Below are 20,006 nucleotides of genomic sequence, written 5' to 3' on the forward strand. Positions count from 1 at the left end.
AGGAGGATATGGTCAAATGCCAACAGGTTATGGCCAGCAAATGCCAGCAGGATATGGTCAAATGCCAACAGGTTATCCAATGGAAAGCCCTTCAGGATTCGAGACACCACAAAACCCAACTGACTTTGCTCCACCTCCAGTAATGCCTGGAAACCCGTTCGGAAATCCAGCAATGGCTAATCCGTATGGAATGGGAGCACCATATGGCCAAATGCCATACGGATACCCTCAGATGGGTGGTCCAATGAGTGCACCTGCAGGCTTTGGAACACCTGAAATGGCGGGATCAGGTCCATTCATGCAGCAGCCAAATCCAACACAGGGGTTACCAGTAGGAACCGGAGCGATGGGGGATTGCGGCTGTGGAGCTGCACCAGCTGGAATGCCTGGACCTGAAGCCACACCGCAGCCAGCAGCCATGCCACCAAACTTTGTACCGCCAACGCCGCCAATCTATAGCGCACCATATACAGGACCTGTTAATGCTGCACAGCCTCCTTATATGAATCCATATGGTATGGGTCCAGTTGGAACAAGTCCTTACGGTATGCCGGGTTACGAAGATGAGAGCCTTTAATACGGCAAATAATAAAAAGGGAGACGATGATTATTTTGATCGTCTCCTCTCTTATTTTCAATCAAAGTTCTATGATAGAATCCTTCAGATGATTCCGATTCGAAAAGCCGTTATTTTTTTAAGAACGGATAAAAATGATTATGTCATAAAAGGGTATCATACCAACAGTAGACTTAGACTCCAAGAAGCCTTTACAGCAACATTGAAAAAAGAAGGGTTTAAAAAGACATATTTGTTTTTAACATCCCCAGTGAGAGACCAGCTTTTTTTTGAGGGAACTTACTTCGGATGTATGGAGTACATTCCGCCGAATAAAAACGTATTTTCTTTTCATACTCATAAAAATCGCCAAGAAGGAATGGAGTTATTAGAGAAATTTCACCAAACCACAGCTTCGTTTGAATCACGCTATCGAACCTTACTGCCAAAAGGGCACCTTATTGAAAAATGGACAGAAAGGTTAAATGTTTTCTCCAATAATCTTCCCTATCTTGGGTATTTTATCAATGAACCCTTCATCTCGGAAATGTTGTCTTGGGCAAAATGGTCACTTGAAGGTATGGAAAATAATCGTGTTTTTTTTCAAAAAGAACCAATCGTCATATTGCATGGGGATGTAGCCCATCATAACTTTTTAAGGGATACAAAGGGGCAGTTACATCTCATTGATTTTGATTTAATTAGTATCGGACCCGCATCATTTGATTATTTACAATATGCAAACCGAATTTTGCCTTTTATCGATTGGTCATTTGAAAGACTGTCGAGCCTTAAACAAATTAAAAAATACTTACACGAAGAGGCTTTTTTATTTGCCTTAGCCTATCCCGCTGATATTTTTCGGGAATGGAATCGAATGATCCGTGAAAAATCGTACACAGATCATACAAAATATAAACAGGTAATGGACTTAACCATTAGTCAGTTTTATGCAAGAAAAAAGTTTATTGACCACCTAAGGGAGTTATTGGTCTGAGCAGCTTTGGAATTTTCCGTCTGAATGAAATCCCCCCGAAAATAACACCCTATTAATGAGCATGTTAAGCTCATGCTCAGGATGTTAATGGAGGGGGTTTTTCGCTTGAACAAGAAACAGTGGATGATTCCTCTTTCAGCCGCATTGATGTTGGGGCTGGCTGGATGTACAAATGATAATAATCGTGCGGGAGTTAATAAGAACAATAACAATTCGTTAAGGCCGGTTGGATATTATTCCAATGAAAACCACCCAACTTCAGATAACGATTTATTTAGAGATGATGACGGGGCAATAACGGAAATGATGGACCATTCTCTTGGGGATGAGGATCAAGTTACAAATGAAAACAGAAGAAGGCAGCTTCAATCACGAGACGAAAATGGAAATCCAAAAAATCCATCATCACCTTTAGCTTCTAAAGACCGTAATTTTTTCCAACGCGATAATCGTTTTAGTACAAGCGATATGAACTATCACGGTCATCTGAATGCAAAAACTGGAAATGCCGGGGTTGTTACGGATCCTGACTTCCAGGATAATTTTACCAATAAAGTCAGAAACAAAGTAGAAGCGATTCCGAATGTACAGACCGTAAGATCCGTCGCTTATGGAAATACTGTCATTGTTTCAGTGGTGTTAAACGATCAAGATAAAGCCGCTGCAACAAAAAGTGCAATTAAGAGAGCTGTGAGGCCTTACGCAAGCGGAAGAACGGTAAAGGTTATAACCGATGAAGGAACCCTTGGCCGCGACCGCAATTTCAACAAAGATAATCAGCACGAAAAGGGCGGAAGGTAATTCCTTCCGCGGTGGAGGGCAAAGCTTTCGAGCTTTGCCCTTTTAAAATTGCATGAAGGATAAAAAGGCAAAATAAGGCTAAACTAGTACTGGATAGATTGTTCAATTTTTAACAATAAGAGGTGAGTAGCATGAGGTTTAAGTGGATGGCATGGTATCGGTATAGTCTCGCCGGATTCGCTTTTCTTCTCTTCATGTTTATTTTTAATGCCAAAGGAATGACCATTAACGCCGCTGCTTCACAAATGGATACCCAGAAAAAGACTGAACCTTTACACATGACCGTTATTTTGGAAAGGGTCTATTTAGATGGGGAAATAAGTCAAGAAGTAGTCCACGAGACTTGCTGGTCTGCCGAGAATTTCTGGGCAAAATATGACCAATGGCAGCTGACTGATATCGATGAATCGACAATGGTATTTCGGAAACAGGTCAATGACATATCACCATTGCTTAAAGCGAATGGCTTTTTTGGGATAACTGAAGATGGTGTTTTGAGTATTTTTAATGGAAGACCTGACCAATTGAGAATTATTCAATCATTTTTTCAAATAGATATTAAGAAGTTGGAAAGTACGAAGCAAGAAGAACTTCTTCAAGGCATACCAATCAAAACAAAAGATCGATTTGTTGAAGTTTTAGAGACATTTAAGCCTTATTCTTTAAAAAAAGAATAGTAATATTACCGAATCAGACTGATGCCGCCACTTCAGCCTGTTTTTTTTTTGAATTCTCCTTGTTCGAGTTGTAATTTTGTGAATCTTAATTATTTATTAGCGGAAAATATAGTTTAATGGGCGAATTCCGCAGTCCAATGAGCGAATTTTGAGGTTTTATGAGCGAATTCCGTCGTTCAATGAGCGAATCCACCTCTATCAGCGAATCTCAAGCTTCTATCAGCGAATTTCATGGTTCAATCAGCGGAACCCAAACTTCAATCAGCGGAACCCAAACTTCAATCAGCGAATCCCGAATTCCGAATAGTTTGATGTTTTATCTACCAGCCTATTTTCTACAACTAACCTAAAATTTTATGATAGAATGAAATACAGTGAAAAACTAGGGGAGAGAATGTAGTGTACGAATTTATTAAAGGGACCGTCGATTTTGTCGGACCAGAATATATAGTTGTTGAGAACAGCGGCATTGGCTACCAAATATCTACACCCAATCCGTTTATTTATGCTAGTAAAATGGAAACAATGGTAACCGTCTATACCTACCACTACGTTCGTGAGGATGTAATGGCCTTGTACGGTTTCGAAACAAGAGAAGAGAAAAAGCTTTTTACAAAATTACTAAATGTATCTGGAATCGGTCCAAAAGGGGCGTTGGCCATCCTTGCTTCCGGTGAAGTACAACAGGTGGTTACTGCCGTTGAAAATGAAGATGAAAGCTTCCTAGTCAAATTCCCCGGGGTTGGCAAAAAAACAGCCCGGCAAATGATATTGGACCTAAAAGGAAAATTGCAGGATATCGTTCCCGACTATTTCCCCAATTTATTTAATACCGACCAACTTCACTTACATACACAAGCAACCAACTCGAACTTGGAAGAAGCAATTCTTGCTCTGAAAGCATTGGGTTATTCCGAAAAAGAAATCAAAAAGATTTCCCCTGAGTTAAGAAAAGAACAAATGTCAACGGACCAATACATTAAGAAAGCCCTTCAGCGGCTTTTAAAATAGGTGATGATTCATGGATGACCGAATTATTTCGAGTGAAGTCAATGAAAGTGAAATCAGCATAGAACAAAGCCTTAGGCCGCAAACCTTAAGACAATACATCGGACAGGATCAAGTAAAGGAAAATCTTGATATTTATATTAAGGCAGCAAAAATGCGTAAGGAAACGTTAGACCATGTGCTCCTTTATGGTCCGCCCGGATTAGGGAAAACAACACTCGCTGTGATCATTGCCAATGAAATGGGCGTGAACATCCGCACCACTTCAGGACCTGCGATTGAAAGGCCTGGTGATTTAGCTGCAATTCTTACCGCACTCGAACCTGGGGACGTTTTATTTATTGATGAAATTCATCGCCTGCAAAGGACGATTGAAGAGGTACTTTACCCAGCGATGGAAGATTTTTGTCTTGATATTGTCATTGGTAAAGGCCCAAGTGCGAGATCAGTCCGCCTCGACCTCCCACCCTTTACGCTTGTTGGAGCGACAACGAGGGCAGGCTCCCTTTCAGCTCCTCTAAGAGACCGGTTTGGAGTTTTAAGCCGACTCGAGTATTATAAGGAAGATCAATTAAAAAATATTGTCCTTCGAACAGCGGAAGTGTTCGGTACCGAAATCGATGACCTTTCAGCGCAAGAAATAGCCAGGAGATCAAGAGGGACCCCGAGAATTGCGAATCGTCTTCTTCGCCGGGTTAGAGATTTTGCCCAAGTAAGAGGGAATGGGACGATTGAGCTGGCGCTAGCACGAGAAGCACTCGAACTCCTCCAAGTAGATCGACTTGGTTTAGACCATATCGACCATAAACTGCTGAAGGGCATTATCGAGAGATTCCGCGGCGGCCCTGTCGGCCTTGATACGATTGCCGCATCGATTGGGGAAGAAGCCGAAACGATTGAAGATGTGTATGAACCATATTTATTACAAATTGGCTTTTTGCAAAGAACTCCACGGGGCAGGGTGGTAACCCCATTGGTCTATCACCATTTTGGGATGGATTCGCCTGCCACTGATTGATTATTAAATTTAGATTAGGGTGTCATAATATGAAGGTAGATTTGTTTGATTTTCATTTGCCAGAGGAATTAATTGCACAGGTTCCGCTTCAAAATCGGACGGACAGCAGATTAATGGTCCTAGATAAGGAATCAGGCGAAATAAAGCATGAAGTTTTTAAGAATGTTATCGACTATTTGCGTGAAGGAGATTGCCTTGTTTTAAATGATACAAAGGTACTTCCTGCACGTCTTTTTGGTGTCAAAAAAGATACAGGTGCAAAAATCGAAGTCTTACTCTTGAAGCAGCTGGAAGGCGATCAATGGGAGACACTTATCAAGCCTGCAAAAAGAGTAAAAGAAGGAACGGAAATAGATTTCGGTGATGGCCTTCTTACGGCTGTTTGCACAGGGACCTCGGACCATGGCGGGAGAATTTTAGATTTTAAATATGAGGGTATTTTTTATGAGGTCCTTGACCAATTAGGAGAAATGCCGCTTCCTCCCTACATAAAAGAGCAGCTCGAGGACCGGGATAGGTATCAGACCGTGTTTGCCCGTGAACCTGGTTCAGCCGCGGCACCAACGGCAGGGCTTCATTTTACAGACAGCTTATTAGAAGCGATTAAAGAAAAAGGTGTTCATATCGCCTTTATTACCCTTCATGTAGGGCTCGGAACCTTCCGTCCTGTAAGTGTAGATGATGTATTGGAACACGATATGCACTCCGAATTTTATATCGTCACAGAAGGGACAGCGCGTCTGCTTAACGAGGTACGAAGCAATGGAGGCAGAATTATTACCGTTGGGACTACCTCAACACGAACCCTTGAAACGATTGGATCCGCAAATGATGGACGTTTTATCGAGGGCAGCGGCTGGACCAATATTTTTATTTACCCAGGGTACGAATTTAAAGCAATCGATGGCATGATTACGAACTTTCATTTGCCAAAATCAACCCTGATTATGCTCGTCAGTGCGTTAGCAGGCAGAGAACATGTTTTACATGCTTATCAAACTGCCGTTACAGAGCGGTATCGTTTTTTTAGCTTTGGCGATGCAATGTTCATCATCTAAGAGGTGCATAAGGAAGGAGAAAAAATTTTGACTGCGATTCGTTATGAATTAATCAAGACATGTAAACAAACAGGGGCCAGGCTTGGCAAAGTCCATACCCCGCACGGTTCGTTTGATACCCCTGCATTTATGCCGGTAGGAACGCTGGCAACTGTGAAAACAATGTCCCCCGAAGATTTAAAAGAAATGGGAGCGGGGATCATTTTAAGTAATACCTATCACCTTTGGCTCAGGCCGGGGCATGAAATCATCAGAGAAGCAGGCGGACTACATAAATTTATGAACTGGGACCGAGCCATCCTAACAGATTCAGGCGGATTCCAAGTTTTTAGTTTAAGTGAATTCCGTAAAATTGAGGAAGAAGGAGTCCATTTCCGTAACCATATGAGCGGTGAAAAATTATTTTTATCACCAGAAAAGGCGATGGAAATTCAAAATGCTCTGGGTTCCGATATTATGATGGCCTTTGATGAATGCCCACCATACCCTGCAACATATGAGTACATGCAGAAGTCTGTTGAGAGAACATCACGATGGGCGGAGCGCTGTTTAAATGCACATAGCCGCCCCAATGACCAAGGCTTATTTGGGATCGTCCAAGGGGGAGAATATGAAGAGCTTCGTAAGCAGAGTGCGAAAGATCTTGTTTCGTTAGACTTCCCTGGCTATGCGGTTGGCGGTTTGTCAGTGGGTGAACCAAAGGACATTATGAATCGCATGCTTGAACACACGACACCACTTTTACCTACAAATAAACCAAGGTATTTAATGGGTGTAGGATCGCCTGATTCATTAATTGATGGCTCCATCCGCGGAATTGATATGTTCGACTGTGTGCTGCCTACACGAATTGCGAGAAATGGTACATTGATGACAAGCACTGGCCGACTTGTTGTAAAAAATGCACAATTTACGAGAGATTTTGGCCCGCTGGATGAAAATTGCGATTGCTATACCTGCCGAAATTATAGCCGTGCATACATTCGTCACTTAATTAAATGTGACGAAACATTTGGAATTCGATTAACGTCTTACCATAATCTCTATTTTCTGTTAAGATTAATGGAGAAAGTCAGACAAGCCATCATGGAAGACAGGCTTGGTGATTTTAGAGAAGAATTTTTTGAGCAATATGGTTTTAACAAACCGAATGCGAAAAATTTCTAATAGATGTTTTTTGAAAGGAGGGAAACAAGATGTCAGGAGGAATTGGTACAATTGTTCCATTAATATTAATGTTTGTGTTATTTTATTTCCTATTAATTCGCCCGCAGCAAAAGCGCCAGAAAGCGGTTCAGAGAATGCAAAGTGATTTAAAAAAGGGTGATAAAGTAGTCACGATTGGTGGATTACATGGTTTTATAGATTCAATTGATGAGAATAAAGCCGTAATTAAATGTGGTGACGGAAGCCGTCTTACATTTGACCGTAATGCCATTCGTGAAGTCACTGCGGATGCAAGTGAAGGAAGCGTCAATCTAACAAAATAGGAACAAACGAAAAGGAAGCCGTCCTGTATGGCTTCCTTTAATTTTTTAATTGTCTAGCTCCAGCGCTTCCACTTTTCGATTCTAAGCGGATCTCCGTGAATTGTTGGTTGAGATGTTTACCCCTAAAATTCCACCCATCATCGCAATTAAGGTGTAGCAAGTATGATAAATTACTTGTTCGGCGTTAAACAGGCGATCATATCCTAAGTATTGGAATAAAAAGACAACGATCGAGTAGATAAGTCCAGTTAGTCCGCCAATAAGCCAACCCTTCTCTTTTCTTTTCCCGCCAGATAGAAAACCGCCTCCAAATAGTCCGATGAATGATAATGCCGTGATGACATATTGTAGTGATACTTCACGAGCAGACGTAAACTTGAGAATAAACGCAAATATAATGCTGCATATCACGGCAAATACAAGAATAAAAATTAATCCGTACAGAATTGAAGTACCAAAGCTTTTTGATTCGATTTTAACTCTCCCCCTTCAGTCGCCTTCAGGCTGGCAAAAGATCCTAAATGTAAAGTACTGCCAGACCCTAGATACATGTTTCACTCCTAGTACAAGCGTATTCGTTGAAGGCGGAAAGTAGAATAAGTTTCCGTGAATTTTTCTATTGAAGAGTAGGTTGGTATTTTATTCCGCTAATTTTTTAGCCACTAATGCAAATAATACCGTTGAACGTAAAAAAAGGGGCGACGGTTGTGGAGGATTATCTAACGATTGTGTTTCGAACGCTATTGTTCTATACCCTAATCCTAATTATTTTTCGTGTTATGGGGAAAAGGGAAATCGGTGAATTAAGCATTTTAGATCTAGTTGTTTTTATTATGATTGGTGAGATGGCAGTTGTGGCCATCGAAAGAGTTCATACACCGTTGTTCCATACGATCATTCCAATGGTGTTGCTAATGTTGATTCAAATAACCTTAGCCATCCTTTCGTTGAAAAGTAAAAAATTTCGTAATCTGATTGATGGGCAGCCAAGCATTATTATTAATAGGGGGAAAATAGATGAGAACGCAATGCGGAAGCAGCGGTACAATTTTGATGATTTAATGACCCAGCTCCGAGAAAAGAACATTCGCAGTATTGCAGACGTGGAGTTTGCAATATTAGAATCCTCAGGAAGTTTGTCTGTCATTGAAAAATTAAAGAATAATAATAATGAACCTGAGCTAGGCGATATTACCATCCCTTTAATCCTCGATGGAAACATTGAAGAAGAAAATTTAAAAAGAATTAACAAAACAAATCTCTGGCTTCGGCAGGAATTGAAAAAACAGGGCTATCGCGATGTGAAGAAGATTTCTTTTTGCAGTTATGAAAATGGGAAATTCTTTATTGATCTACAAGATGAATGAACAAAAGACACGCTAAGAATGCGTGTCTTATTTTTATAGAAAGTAATTAGGCAAACAAGTTTCGAAGCCAGGGAATACGTTTTAGCTCTTCCTTTTTAATAAGACCTAACAAAATAATCATGATCAAATAGGAAATGGACATGGCCATTAACGAAAATATTACCTTAATGGTTAACGGTTCAGTTAGGAAGGTGTTCTCAAATAACCAATAGCCTAACCAACCGGTAGCTCCCATGACTAGAAATCCCTTCAGATAATCGCGAACGTAAAATGAGAAGGAAATCTTTTTTAATACCGTTGCAAAATGAAGAACAGTGACTAATACAAAACCAACGATAATTCCTAATGCCACCCCGTTAATTCCAAATGAGGCTTGCGAAGCCAGTAAAAAAATCACAGCTGTCTTAACGATGGCGCCAATAAGACTATTAATCATCGCTGCTCGTGCAAGATTCAATGCTTGTAACACAGCTTGTAATGGTCCTTGATAGTAATAGAATAAAAAGAAGGGAGCCATCAATCTAATAAAATAAGAGCCCTTCGCTGAGCCATACATGAGTTCCATCAATGGGTTAGCCAGCACATATAGAACGACAACGGCCAGTCCTCCCGATAAAAAGGCAAAGCGCAATGCTTGCTGTAACCGGTATTCAATCAATTTTTTGTTGTTCTGCGTATTGGCTTCGCTAATCGCAGGCACAAGTGATGTAGCTAAAGAAAAGGTGATGAAAGACGGTAACATTAACAGTGGCATCGCAAAACCAGTTAAGGCACCGTATTGTTTGGTAGCTTCTACAGTGATGACACCAGCAAGGGCTAAGCTATGGACGACAACTATAGGTTCAAAGAACCATGCCACAGATCCAATCATTCTGCTCCCCATTGTCGGTAAAGCGATATCCATGAGTTCTTTGAAGGTTTGTTTCCCGCTGTGGACAAATTGAAAGAAATTTTTCCTTAGCCTAAAACGTTTTTTTAATTTAAAGGCAGTCATTAAGTAGATGAGTGAGACAAGTTCGCCGATTACAGAAGAAACCATTGCTGCTGCAGCGGCATATTCAATTCCATAAGGAAGGAACGCTTTTGTCATCACAGCAATCAAAGTAATTCTCACAAATTGTTCTACAATTTGTGAGATTGCCGAGGGACGCATGTTTTGTCTGCCTTGAAAGTAGCCCCGAAGCACAGAGGAAATCGCAATTACTGGAACCACTGGAGCTATTGCAATTAAAGGATAAAAGGTTCTTGGGTCAGTAAACAAAGTTTTTGATAGAATTGGTGCAAGTAAGATTAGCGCTGGCGTAAATATAAGTGATAAAGAAATAGTCGTCGCTAGGGATACAACAAGAATTTTTTTTATCTCTGCAAAATTTCCCTTTGCTTCTGCCTCCGCGACATTTTTTGAAATAGCAACAGGGAGCCCTAACTGAGTAAGCGTCACTACAAGGATGAATGTAGGAAACGCCATCATGTATAAGCCAACACCTTCTTCCCCAATACTCCTTGCTATTACAATCCGATTAATAAAACCAAGGACTCTTGTAACAAGACCTGCGATTAATAGGATAAAAGTCCCCTTTAAAAACTTCGACATGCGGATTCCCACCTTCTCAAATAAGAAGAATTCATATACAATTATCTATATGCCTAATGGTGGACAAAGCATGACAAGTAGTAAAAGCTTTTTGAAAGGTTCAATTCAGGTGGGAGAGCTCCCAAGGAGGCAGTCATAATGGATAATAGTCACAGATTCGAACATTTTCGCACCCAGGTCCAACCAGCAGTAGCAAGTAAACTCACCGAGTTTCAATTGCTAGGGATTGATTCTGTAACGGAGAAGGAACTTTGGGATTTTTTAATAAAGAAAAAGTGGAAAAAGGTAAAGGAAGAAATGAAACTGTACGAAATTATCCAAGAAATCCTGTCTGTTAAGGCGAGTGATTATCTCAGCTTCGCGACGATTGAGGCATATAAAACGACCGAATTCTCAATTGATAATGAAGATGAATTGAAAGAGCTTTTAAAATAAAAATGCCTTATGAATTCATATTATTGTAAATTGACAGCCAATCTAACTTCTTTCATAATGAAGGAAATGACTTTTTGGTAATTTTTATAATGATTATACGGAACAGTGCTAATGCACAGGCACTAAGGAGGAACAATACATAATGGTAAAGCGCAGTAGAATTGTTGCTTTTTTTCTTGTCGTCCTAATTATAGGAAGCACAATGGGAGCAACAACTAAGAACATCTTAAACAATATGAAGCTAGGACTAGACCTTCAAGGTGGATTTGAGGTTTTGTACGATGTTAAGGAAGCGAAAAAAGGTCAAAAGATTGACAAAGAGGTTTTGGCAAGTACCGCTGAGGCACTCGACAAGCGGATCAATGTCCTTGGGGTAAGTGAACCTAGTATTCAAATTGAAGGAAAGAACCGGATTCGTGTGCAGCTTGCTGGGGTAACAGACCAGAATAAAGCTCGCGAAATCTTATCTACTCAAGCAAATCTAACCTTCCGTGATGCTAATGACCGTCTGATGATGGATGGTTCTGACCTAAAACAAGGCGGAGCTAAGCAAACTTTTGATGAAAATGGTGCACCAAGCGTTTCTTTAACATTAAAAAGTGCCGATAAATTCCGCAAGGTGTCCGAAGAAATTATGAATATGGCACCAAACAATGTTCTTGTTATTTGGCTGGATTTTGAAGAAGGAAAAGACTCTTTTAAAGAGGAAGTAACAAAAGAGAACCCTAAATTTTTATCAGCCCCAACAGTAAAGCAAATATTTAATCAAAATACAGTTTCGATTGTTGGCAGTTTTACTGCAAAAGAATCTCAAACCTTGGCTTCGCTTTTAAATGCAGGCTCCTTACCGGTCAAGTTAAAAGAGGTGTACTCAACTTCCGTCGGAGCTAAGTTCGGGGAACAGGCATTACATGATACGGTCTTAGCTGGAATCATTGGTGTTGTAATCATATATCTTTTCATGCTTTTCTATTACCGTTTTCCAGGTTTCATTGCTACTGTTACGTTATCAATTTATATATTTCTCGTCTTATTAATTTTCGATTGGATGAATGGGGTTCTGACCTTGCCGGGAATTGCCGCGATTATTCTCGGAATCGGTATGGCCGTCGACGCCAATATTATTACTTATGAACGGATTAGAGAAGAACTAAAGGTAGGTAGAAGCATTAAATCAGCGTTCCAAGCTGGTGAGCAGCATGCTTTTACAGCTATTCTTGACGCCAACTTAACGACAATCTTAACAGCTTGTGTATTATTCTTTTACGGGACAAGCTCTGTAAAAGGGTTTGCGACAATGTTAATAGTGAGTGTCCTGATGAGCTTCCTCACGAATGTTTACGGTGCAAGGTTATTGCTAGGGCTATGGGTCCAAAGCGGTTTATTAAATAATAAACCTGGTTGGTTTTCAGTACGCAAGTCCCAAATTAAATCTATTAATGATAATGTAGATACAATCGATCTTCCGACTCGATTTGATAAAATTGATTTTGTTAAACTTAGGAATAAAATATTCATCCTATCTGGAGTTCTCCTTGTTGCCGGTGTAATCATTCTCGCTATTTTCCGTATGAATTTAGGAATTGATTTTTCAAGTGGAACACGTGTAGAAGTTCAATCAAGAACACCTTTAACCACTACCCAGGTGGAAAATGCTTTTAACAAACTTCATTTAACTCCAGATGATGTCGTCATTTCTGGTGATAAAAAGCAAATTGGTGCCGTCCGAATGATTGGGGTACTGTCAAAAGATGAAATTTCAACTTTAAAAGCAGATTTTAAAAAGCAATTTGGCTATGAACCGAATGTTAGTACAGTTTCTCCGACTATAGGAAAAGAACTAGCGAAAAATGCCTTTTTTGCCGTCTTGATTGCATCAATCGGTATCATTCTCTACGTTTCGATTCGATTTGAAGCTTATATGGCAATCGCCGCGATTGCTGCCATCCTTCATGATGCATTTTTCATGATTGCTGTTTTTAGTATTACAAGACTTGAAGTAGATTTAAACTTTATCGCCGCAATTTTGACCATTATTGGTTACTCAAACCATGATACGATTGTTACTTTCGATAGGGTTCGCGAGAATATGCAAAAGAAAAAACGGCTTAAAACGGTTCAGGATATTGCTGATGTGGTAAATGTTAGTATTCGCCAAACTTTAACACGGTCGTTTAACACCGTTTTAACAGTCCTCATTACGACAGTATGCTTAATGATTTTTGGAAGCCCGGCAATTCGCAATTTCTCTATCGCTTTATTCGTTGGATTAATTATTGGGGTATATTCCTCCGTCTTTGTCGCAGGTTCTTTATGGTATGTGATGAAATGTAAAGAGTTGAAGAAGAAGGGCGTTATTAAAACGGTAAAAGAGAAAAGAAAGTACTCTGATCAACCACAAGTATAAATTTAGTTGAAAACCGCAGATATCCTGCGGTTTTTTCTTCTGTCTAGCTCCGGCGCCCAGCGACTAGTGGACTTCGCTCTCTTCCCTACGATAAGTCAACATCGAATCGCTTACGCTCTTCGTGTTTCCTTTATCTCAGTCAGAGCGCTCCAGTCCATACGTCGCTAACCGGGCGCCTCCGCTTTTCTTTTATTGAATCCTGTATTCTACTCCTGTATAATAAGAAGGTCTGAGGGGTGAACATACACATGTTAAGTTCAAAAACAAGATGGATTGTTCGGAAATCCGATGAACAACTGATCAAAAAGCTAGAAACTGAATTGAAAATTACGCCTCTTGTCGCTTCACTGCTTGTCAACCGTGGCTTTAATACCGTTGAATCTGCACGGTATTTTTTATTTGGAAAGGAAGAATTCCACGATCCCTTTCTTCTAACAGGGATGGATGTTGCAGTTACGAGAATTCGTGAAGCCATCGAAAACCAAGAGCCGATCCTCATATTCGGCGATTATGACGCTGATGGAGTAAGCAGCACATCAGTATTAATGATCACGCTTCGTGACCTTGGTGCAAATGTTCAATTTTACATCCCTAATCGTTTCACTGAAGGATATGGCCCGAATGAGGCCGCATTCCGGAGTGCAGCGGAAAATGGAATAAATTTAATTATTACTGTGGATACTGGAATATCAGCTACCTATGAGGCATCCGTTGCAAAAGAGCTAGGCATGGATCTCATCATTACCGATCACCATGAGCCTGGGCCGGTATTACCTGAGGCACTTGCGATCATTCATCCCAAGCTTCCTGATAGTACCTATCCGTTTCGTGAACTGGCAGGAGTGGGTGTAGCCTTTAAACTTGCCCATGCCCTTTACGGGAAGGTTCCAGAGCATTTGTTAGAAATAGCTGTGATTGGGACGATTGCGGATTTAGTCTCGTTAAAGGATGAGAATCGCCTGATCGCTAAAAAAGGACTTGAAAAACTAAAAACAACGAATAATATTGGCCTTAGAGCCATTTTAAAGCTGGCAGGGGTCGATCCCATGTCGATAAATGAAGAAACAATTGGCTTTACCCTCGCGCCAAGGATTAATGCCGTGGGGCGTTTAGAAGATGCTGACTTAGCTGTTCAGCTGATCTTAACCGATGATCCACTCGAAGCAGAAAGCCTAGCATCAGAAATGGATGCTCTCAATAAGTCAAGACAGTCGATTGTTAATTCGATTACGACTGAGGCGATGGAAGAGGTTGAAAAGAATTTCCCGATCGAGTCTAATAAAGTTCTAGTCATCGGTAAGGAAGGCTGGAATGCCGGAGTCATCGGAATTGTTGCCTCAAGACTCGTTGAAAAGTATTACCGGCCAACGATTGTACTGAATTTTGACCCGGATAAGGGAGTGGCAAAGGGTTCGGCACGTAGTATTGCAGGTTTTGACCTATTTAAAAATTTATCAACCTGCCGTGATATTTTGCCGCACTTTGGCGGTCACCCCATGGCAGCAGGGATGACCTTAAACCTAGAGAATGTTGCGGAACTCCGCACAAGGTTAAATTTATTGGCAGAAGAACAATTGACTCATGAGGATTTAATTCCAGTAACATTTCTCGATGAGGAAATTAAACTTCAACATGTAAATCTATCATCATTAGATGAAATGAGTCTACTTGCTCCTTTTGGTATGGACAACCCCAAACCAAAGGTTTTAATAAACAATGTCGATATTACAAATATCAGAAAAATTGGCAGTGAGCAAAACCACTTAAAAGTATTAGTGAATGAAAGTGGTGCAAATCTGGATGGGGTAGGCTTTGGTTTAGGACCTTTAGTGGATCATATCTCACCTGCATCAAAAATTTCGTTAATTGGAGAATTATCTGTTAACGAATGGAACAATATACGTAAACCACAAATTTTCATCCACGATATTGCCGTGGAGTCATGGCAATTATTTGATTATCGCGGACAAAAGCGGATCAACAGCCTTTCAAATGCTGTCCCTGCTGATAACAGGAAATTTATTATTTTTAATCAAGAACACCTTGAAAAAATAAACCCTAATTTAATCGATGAGACCATTTTTATTAAAGATGTGGAAGATGCAAAATCGTTCGATGGGAACAAGGCAAATATTGTTCTGGTTGACTTTCCTTCATCAAAAGAAATCCTAAAGGTTTTATTTAAAGGGAAACAACCAGCTAGGATTTATGCTTATTTTTATAAAGAATCCAGTGATTTCTTTAGTACTGTCCCGACCCGTGACCATTTTAAATGGTTTTATGCTTTTCTGTTAAAAAAGGGTCCGATCGATCTTAAACGACATGGGGGTGACCTCGCAAAGCATCGCGGTTGGTCGCAGGAAACGATAAACTTTATGTCAAAGGTGTTTTCTGACCTGGATTTTGTTACAATAAACAATGGATTTATAACTTTAAACACCGGAGCGCAAAAGCGTGACCTAACTGACTCTCGAACCTACCAAATAAAACAAGCACAATATGAACTTGAAAGGGAACTATTGTTTTCATCCTTTCAGGATTTAAAAGCCTGGTTCGATCAAGTTATTCAAGAGTCGGTTGAAACTGAGGAGGCAATTGAAGAATGGACTTAAAGGAATTTATTACAATCGTACCTGACTGGCCAAAAGAAGGAATTAAATTTAAAGATATCACCCCTTTAATGAATGATGGTGAGGCCTATAAATATGCAACAGACCAAATCGTTGCTTATGCAAAAGAAAGACAAATTGATCTGATTGTTGGACCTGAAGCCCGAGGATTTATTATTGGCTGTCCGGTTGCATATGCCTTAGGCGTAGGCTTTGCCCCAGTCCGTAAAGAAGGTAAACTTCCACGGGAAACGATTAAAGTTGGTTACGGGCTTGAATATGGTAAAGATGTTCTAACCATCCATAAAGATGCCATCCAACCAGGCCAACGTGTCCTAATCACGGATGATTTGTTGGCTACAGGCGGTACAATCGACGCTACGATTCAATTAGTGGAGCAACTTGGCGGTGTGGTTGCAGGGATTGCTTTCTTAGTTGAGTTAAGTTATTTAGAAGGTAGAAAAAAACTTGATGGTTATGATGTTTTAACATTGATGCATTATTAAACCATTAAAGAGGGCACTCAGGGCGAGTGCTCTCTTTATATAAAAAAGCGGAAGCGCCCGTTTAGCACAATTTTTCCTGAATTGTGTGGAAAAAGACTCTCAATCTCTTTACATCTTGGCTTTTTTTTTCGATAATAATAACAATCATTCCTATTTAGAACAAATTTTTAGAGAATGACATTTATATAAATAAAATGAGACGAAAATAAAGGTGATTTCATGGCGAATGATCTAGTGTTAACAGCCGACCAAGTCATCGACAAGACTCGGAATTATTTAAATGATGAACATGTTAAATTTTTGGAAAAAGCATACGAATTTGCAAAACATGCTCATCGTGAACAATATCGAAAATCGGGCGAACCGTACATTATTCATCCGATCCAGGTTGCTGGCATTCTAGCTGACTTGGAGATGGATCCTGCCACGGTTGCAGCTGGTTTTCTTCATGACGTCGTTGAAGATACGAGTGTATCTTTAAAAGATATTGAGTCTTCTTTTAATGACGAAGTGGCCATGCTTGTCGACGGCGTAACCAAATTAGGGAAAATTAAATATAAATCTCACGAGGAACAGCAGGCAGAGAACCACAGAAAAATGTTTGTGGCAATGGCCCAGGATATCAGGGTCATCCTTATTAAGCTTGCCGACCGTTTGCATAATATGCGGACACTTAAACATCTTCCTTTAGAAAAGCAGCGTCGGATTTCAAATGAAACACTTGAAATTTTTGCACCTTTGGCACATCGTCTTGGTATTTCTAAGATTAAATGGGAACTGGAAGATACAGCCTTAAGGTATTTAAATCCGCAGCAATATTATCGAATTGTTAACTTAATGAAAAAGAAGCGCGCTGAACGTGAGCAATATTTAGTGGATGTCATTGAAGAAGTAAAGAACCGAATGGGTGAAGTGTCCATTAAAGCAGAGCTTTCTGGCCGTCCGAAGCATATTTATAGCATTTATCGGAAAATGGCTTTGCAAAACAAGCAGTTCAGTGAAATTTATGATTTGCTAGCTGTTCGTATCGTCGTAAACAGTATTAAAGATTGCTATGCTGTTTTAGGGATTATTCACACTTGCTGGAAACCAATGCCCGGCCGTTTCAAGGATTATATCGCGATGCCGAAGCCTAATATGTATCAATCCTTGCATACTACCGTAATCGGCCCAAAAGGAGATCCGCTTGAGGTTCAAATTAGAACGTATGAGATGCATCGGATTGCTGAATTCGGGGTGGCAGCACACTGGGCTTATAAAGAGGGCAAAGAAGCACTTAACGAGAGCACTTCGTTTGAACAGAAATTAACCTGGTTCAGAGAAATACTGGAGTTCCAAAATGATACCGCCAATGCGGAAGAGTTTATGGAGTCATTGAAAATTGACTTATTTTCCGATATGGTATTTGTGTTTACACCAAAAGGTGATGTCATTGAGTTGCCGTCTGGTTCTGTACCTATTGATTTTGCTTATCGAATTCACTCCGAAATTGGCAATAAGACGATAGGCGCAAAAGTGAATGGCAAAATGGTGACGCTGGACTACCGGCTTAAGACTGGTGATATCATCGAAATCCTTACATCGAAACATTCATACGGTCCAAGTCAGGATTGGTTGAAGCTGGCGCAAACATCGCAAGCGAAAAACAAGATTCGGGCCTTCTTTAAGAAGCAGCGCCGCGATGAAAATGTCGATAAAGGCAAAGAGATGGTTGAAAAAGAAATTCGTAATATGGAGTTCGATATCAAAGAAATATTGACCTCTGACAATCTAAAAAAGGTTGCCGAAAAGTTTAATTTCTCCAGTGAAGAAGATATGTATGCAGCGGTTGGTTATAATGGTGTAACGGCTTTACAGGTCGTTAACCGATTAACCGAGAAATGGCGCAAAAAGAGGGATCAGGAACAGAGTTCAAATATTACCAATGCCATAACGGACCTAAAAACCTTCCCATCTTCCAAAAAACGTGAATCCGGTGTCCGAGTTTCCGGGATTGATAATTTACTGATTCGGTTATCAAGATGCTGCAATCCTGTTCCAGGCGATGAAATTGTCGGTTTTATTACCAAGGGGCGCGGAGTTTCTGTTCATCGTTCGGACTGTACAAACATTGATTCTAATGATGCTCAGTCAAGGTTAATCCCTGTAGAATGGGAATCGTCCTTAAATGATCGGAAAGAATATAATGTTGATATTGAAATTAACGGTTATGACCGAAGAGGGCTTCTCAATGAAGTACTCCAAGCTGTAAATGAAACAAAAACAAATATTTCTGCCGTTTCAGGCAAATCGGATCGGAATAAAATGGCGACGATTAGCATGTCGATTGCCATACACAATGTGAACCATTTGCAAAAGGTGGTTGAACGAATTAAACAGATCCCCGATATTTATTCCGTCCGTCGAATGATGAATTAAGGAGTTTCAAAAAATGCGTGTAGTTGTTCAACGAAGTAAAGGTGCCAGCGTAACTGTTGGCGGGGAAGTAACTGGTCAAATAACAAAGGGGCTTGTCTTACTTGTCGGTATCACCCATGCTGACAAGGAAGAGGATGCCATCTACCTAGCCGATAAAATTGCCAACCTCCGTATTTTTGAGGATGCCGATGAAAAGATGAATCTATCTTTATTAGATGTTGGCGGTGAAATTCTTTCTGTTTCGCAATTTACTCTTTACGGTGATTGCCGAAAGGGGAGAAGGCCAAACTTCATGGATGCGGCCCGGCCAGACCAAGCTGTTCAACTTTATGAGTTACTTAACAGCTTGCTGCGGGAAAAAGGGATTCGTGTTGAAACCGGCATATTCGGTGCGATGATGGATGTCGAACTCATCAATGACGGTCCCGTGACGTTGATACTTGAAAGTAAATCATAAAAAAGGCTTGGCACTTTCGATTAGGTGCTAAGTCTTTTTTATTTTATATAGGAAAAGCCCTTTCAATTGAAGGCCGGGAAATCATTATTTCAAATTGTAAAAAACAACCGGACGAAATGATTGATTTGTCCGGTTAATAAAAGCTTTATTTATCCTGTTTAACAAAATAATGACTTTTTCTGTAAACCATCGCTTCCATTGTTGCGATTAGTTCATTTTCACTTTGGACATCGATTTTGTACCAAGCGAGTTTGTGATTTTTCTTTATTTCTTTTGCATTTGCAGTTAAAGTCCTGCCAGGTTTGCCAGCTGATATAAAGTTAACATTGGTTGTGACACCCACAGCTGTTTTGCCATATGAGTTGCTCGCTGCGGCAAATACGTAATCTGCAAGTGAAAAGATAATGGCACCGTGAACTGTTCCATGTGCATTAAGCATTCTGTCGTCAGGAATTAATTCCGCTTCCGCTGTGCCAGGTCCGAGATTTGTCAGCTTCATTCCAAGAAAAGCTGCAAATGGTTCGTCTTTTAGAACTTGCTTAATTTCATCGTAATGTAAATCGTGAATTGCCTGATCATCTAATTGAATTGTCATGGAATTCTCCTTT

General features: G+C 40.3%; 18 protein-coding genes and 1 pseudogene. 16 read left to right on the forward strand and 3 right to left on the reverse strand.

Features of this window, described 5'->3' with window-relative positions; translation table 11 throughout:
• The 9 genes and pseudogenes from J7E63_RS09035 to yajC form a co-directional block, all read left to right on the forward strand.
• A pseudogene (locus J7E63_RS09035) lies at positions 1–577 on the forward strand (hypothetical protein); the annotation flags it as partial.
• Positions 564–1,553 (forward strand): phosphotransferase, encoded by a 990-nt coding sequence (locus J7E63_RS09040; protein ID WP_215011226.1) that lies wholly within the window; start codon positions 564–566, stop codon positions 1,551–1,553. The pseudogene J7E63_RS09035 and the gene J7E63_RS09040, both read left to right, overlap by 14 nt.
• 105 nt (positions 1,554–1,658) lie before the next feature.
• Positions 1,659–2,354, forward strand: a complete 696-nt coding sequence (locus tag J7E63_RS09045) for a YhcN/YlaJ family sporulation lipoprotein (RefSeq protein ID WP_215011228.1) — start codon at positions 1,659–1,661, stop codon at positions 2,352–2,354.
• 131 nt (positions 2,355–2,485) lie between these two features.
• Positions 2,486–3,031 carry an intercompartmental signaling factor BofC gene (locus J7E63_RS09050; RefSeq protein ID WP_215011231.1) on the forward strand — a complete coding sequence of 182 codons (546 nt, stop codon included), beginning with the start codon at positions 2,486–2,488 and terminating at the stop codon, positions 3,029–3,031.
• Positions 3,032–3,430: 399 nt separating this feature from the next.
• Positions 3,431–4,042: a Holliday junction branch migration protein RuvA gene (gene ruvA / locus J7E63_RS09055; protein WP_168245206.1), complete on the forward strand. Its 612-nt coding sequence runs from the start codon at positions 3,431–3,433 to the stop codon at positions 4,040–4,042.
• 10 nt (positions 4,043–4,052) lie between these two features.
• Positions 4,053–5,057, forward strand: coding sequence for a Holliday junction branch migration DNA helicase RuvB (gene ruvB, locus J7E63_RS09060; RefSeq protein ID WP_214731742.1), 1,005 nt, complete (start codon positions 4,053–4,055; stop codon positions 5,055–5,057).
• Between the two features lie 29 nt (positions 5,058–5,086).
• On the forward strand, positions 5,087–6,115 hold the full coding sequence (gene queA / locus J7E63_RS09065) for a tRNA preQ1(34) S-adenosylmethionine ribosyltransferase-isomerase QueA (protein ID WP_215011234.1): 1,029 nt from the start codon (positions 5,087–5,089) through the stop codon (positions 6,113–6,115).
• A gap of 27 nt (positions 6,116–6,142) precedes the next feature.
• Complete coding sequence (gene tgt, locus J7E63_RS09070) at positions 6,143–7,282, forward strand: tRNA guanosine(34) transglycosylase Tgt (protein ID WP_215011236.1); 1,140 nt, start codon at positions 6,143–6,145, stop codon at positions 7,280–7,282.
• A 29-nt stretch (positions 7,283–7,311) separates the two neighbouring features.
• Positions 7,312–7,605 (forward strand): preprotein translocase subunit YajC, encoded by a 294-nt coding sequence (gene yajC / locus J7E63_RS09075; RefSeq protein ID WP_088089120.1) that lies wholly within the window; start codon positions 7,312–7,314, stop codon positions 7,603–7,605.
• An 81-nt stretch (positions 7,606–7,686) separates the two neighbouring features.
• Here the strand turns inward: yajC and J7E63_RS09080 are convergent, their stop codons facing one another.
• Positions 7,687–8,079, reverse strand: coding sequence for a TIGR04086 family membrane protein (locus J7E63_RS09080; RefSeq protein WP_308161930.1), 393 nt, complete (start codon positions 8,077–8,079; stop codon positions 7,687–7,689).
• Positions 8,080–8,312: 233 nt separating this feature from the next.
• Between J7E63_RS09080 and J7E63_RS09085 the strand changes: the two genes are divergently transcribed.
• Positions 8,313–8,972, forward strand: a complete 660-nt coding sequence (locus J7E63_RS09085) for a DUF421 domain-containing protein (protein WP_215011238.1) — start codon at positions 8,313–8,315, stop codon at positions 8,970–8,972.
• Positions 8,973–9,018: 46 nt separating this feature from the next.
• Here the strand turns inward: J7E63_RS09085 and spoVB are convergent, their stop codons facing one another.
• Entirely contained in the window at positions 9,019–10,566 is a 1,548-nt protein-coding gene (gene spoVB / locus J7E63_RS09090) for a stage V sporulation protein B (RefSeq protein ID WP_215011240.1), read from the reverse strand.
• 138 nt (positions 10,567–10,704) lie between these two features.
• On the opposite strand from spoVB, the gene J7E63_RS09095 reads away from it, so the two are divergent.
• From J7E63_RS09095 to dtd, 6 genes are all read left to right on the forward strand, one after another.
• Positions 10,705–11,001 carry a post-transcriptional regulator gene (locus tag J7E63_RS09095; protein ID WP_215011242.1) on the forward strand — a complete coding sequence of 99 codons (297 nt, stop codon included), beginning with the start codon at positions 10,705–10,707 and terminating at the stop codon, positions 10,999–11,001.
• A 142-nt stretch (positions 11,002–11,143) separates the two neighbouring features.
• Positions 11,144–13,408, forward strand: coding sequence for a protein translocase subunit SecDF (gene secDF / locus J7E63_RS09100; protein WP_215011243.1), 2,265 nt, complete (start codon positions 11,144–11,146; stop codon positions 13,406–13,408).
• A gap of 248 nt (positions 13,409–13,656) precedes the next feature.
• Positions 13,657–16,020 carry a single-stranded-DNA-specific exonuclease RecJ gene (gene recJ / locus J7E63_RS09105; RefSeq protein WP_215011245.1) on the forward strand — a complete coding sequence of 788 codons (2,364 nt, stop codon included), beginning with the start codon at positions 13,657–13,659 and terminating at the stop codon, positions 16,018–16,020.
• Positions 16,011–16,523 (forward strand): adenine phosphoribosyltransferase, encoded by a 513-nt coding sequence (locus J7E63_RS09110; protein WP_168245196.1) that lies wholly within the window; start codon positions 16,011–16,013, stop codon positions 16,521–16,523. Before recJ ends, J7E63_RS09110 begins: the two co-directional genes overlap by 10 nt.
• A gap of 219 nt (positions 16,524–16,742) precedes the next feature.
• Positions 16,743–18,941 carry a RelA/SpoT family protein gene (locus J7E63_RS09115; protein WP_215011247.1) on the forward strand — a complete coding sequence of 733 codons (2,199 nt, stop codon included), beginning with the start codon at positions 16,743–16,745 and terminating at the stop codon, positions 18,939–18,941.
• 13 nt (positions 18,942–18,954) lie between these two features.
• A complete protein-coding gene (gene dtd, locus J7E63_RS09120) occupies positions 18,955–19,398 on the forward strand; it encodes a D-aminoacyl-tRNA deacylase (protein WP_215011249.1) in 444 nt (147 codons plus the stop codon).
• Between the two features lie 145 nt (positions 19,399–19,543).
• On the opposite strand, the gene J7E63_RS09125 is transcribed toward dtd, so the two are convergent.
• On the reverse strand, positions 19,544–19,993 hold the full coding sequence (locus J7E63_RS09125) for a PaaI family thioesterase (protein ID WP_215011251.1): 450 nt from the start codon (positions 19,991–19,993) through the stop codon (positions 19,544–19,546).
• Positions 19,994–20,006: the final 13 nt, after the last annotated feature.

The organism is Bacillus sp. ISL-75, from assembly GCF_018613095.1.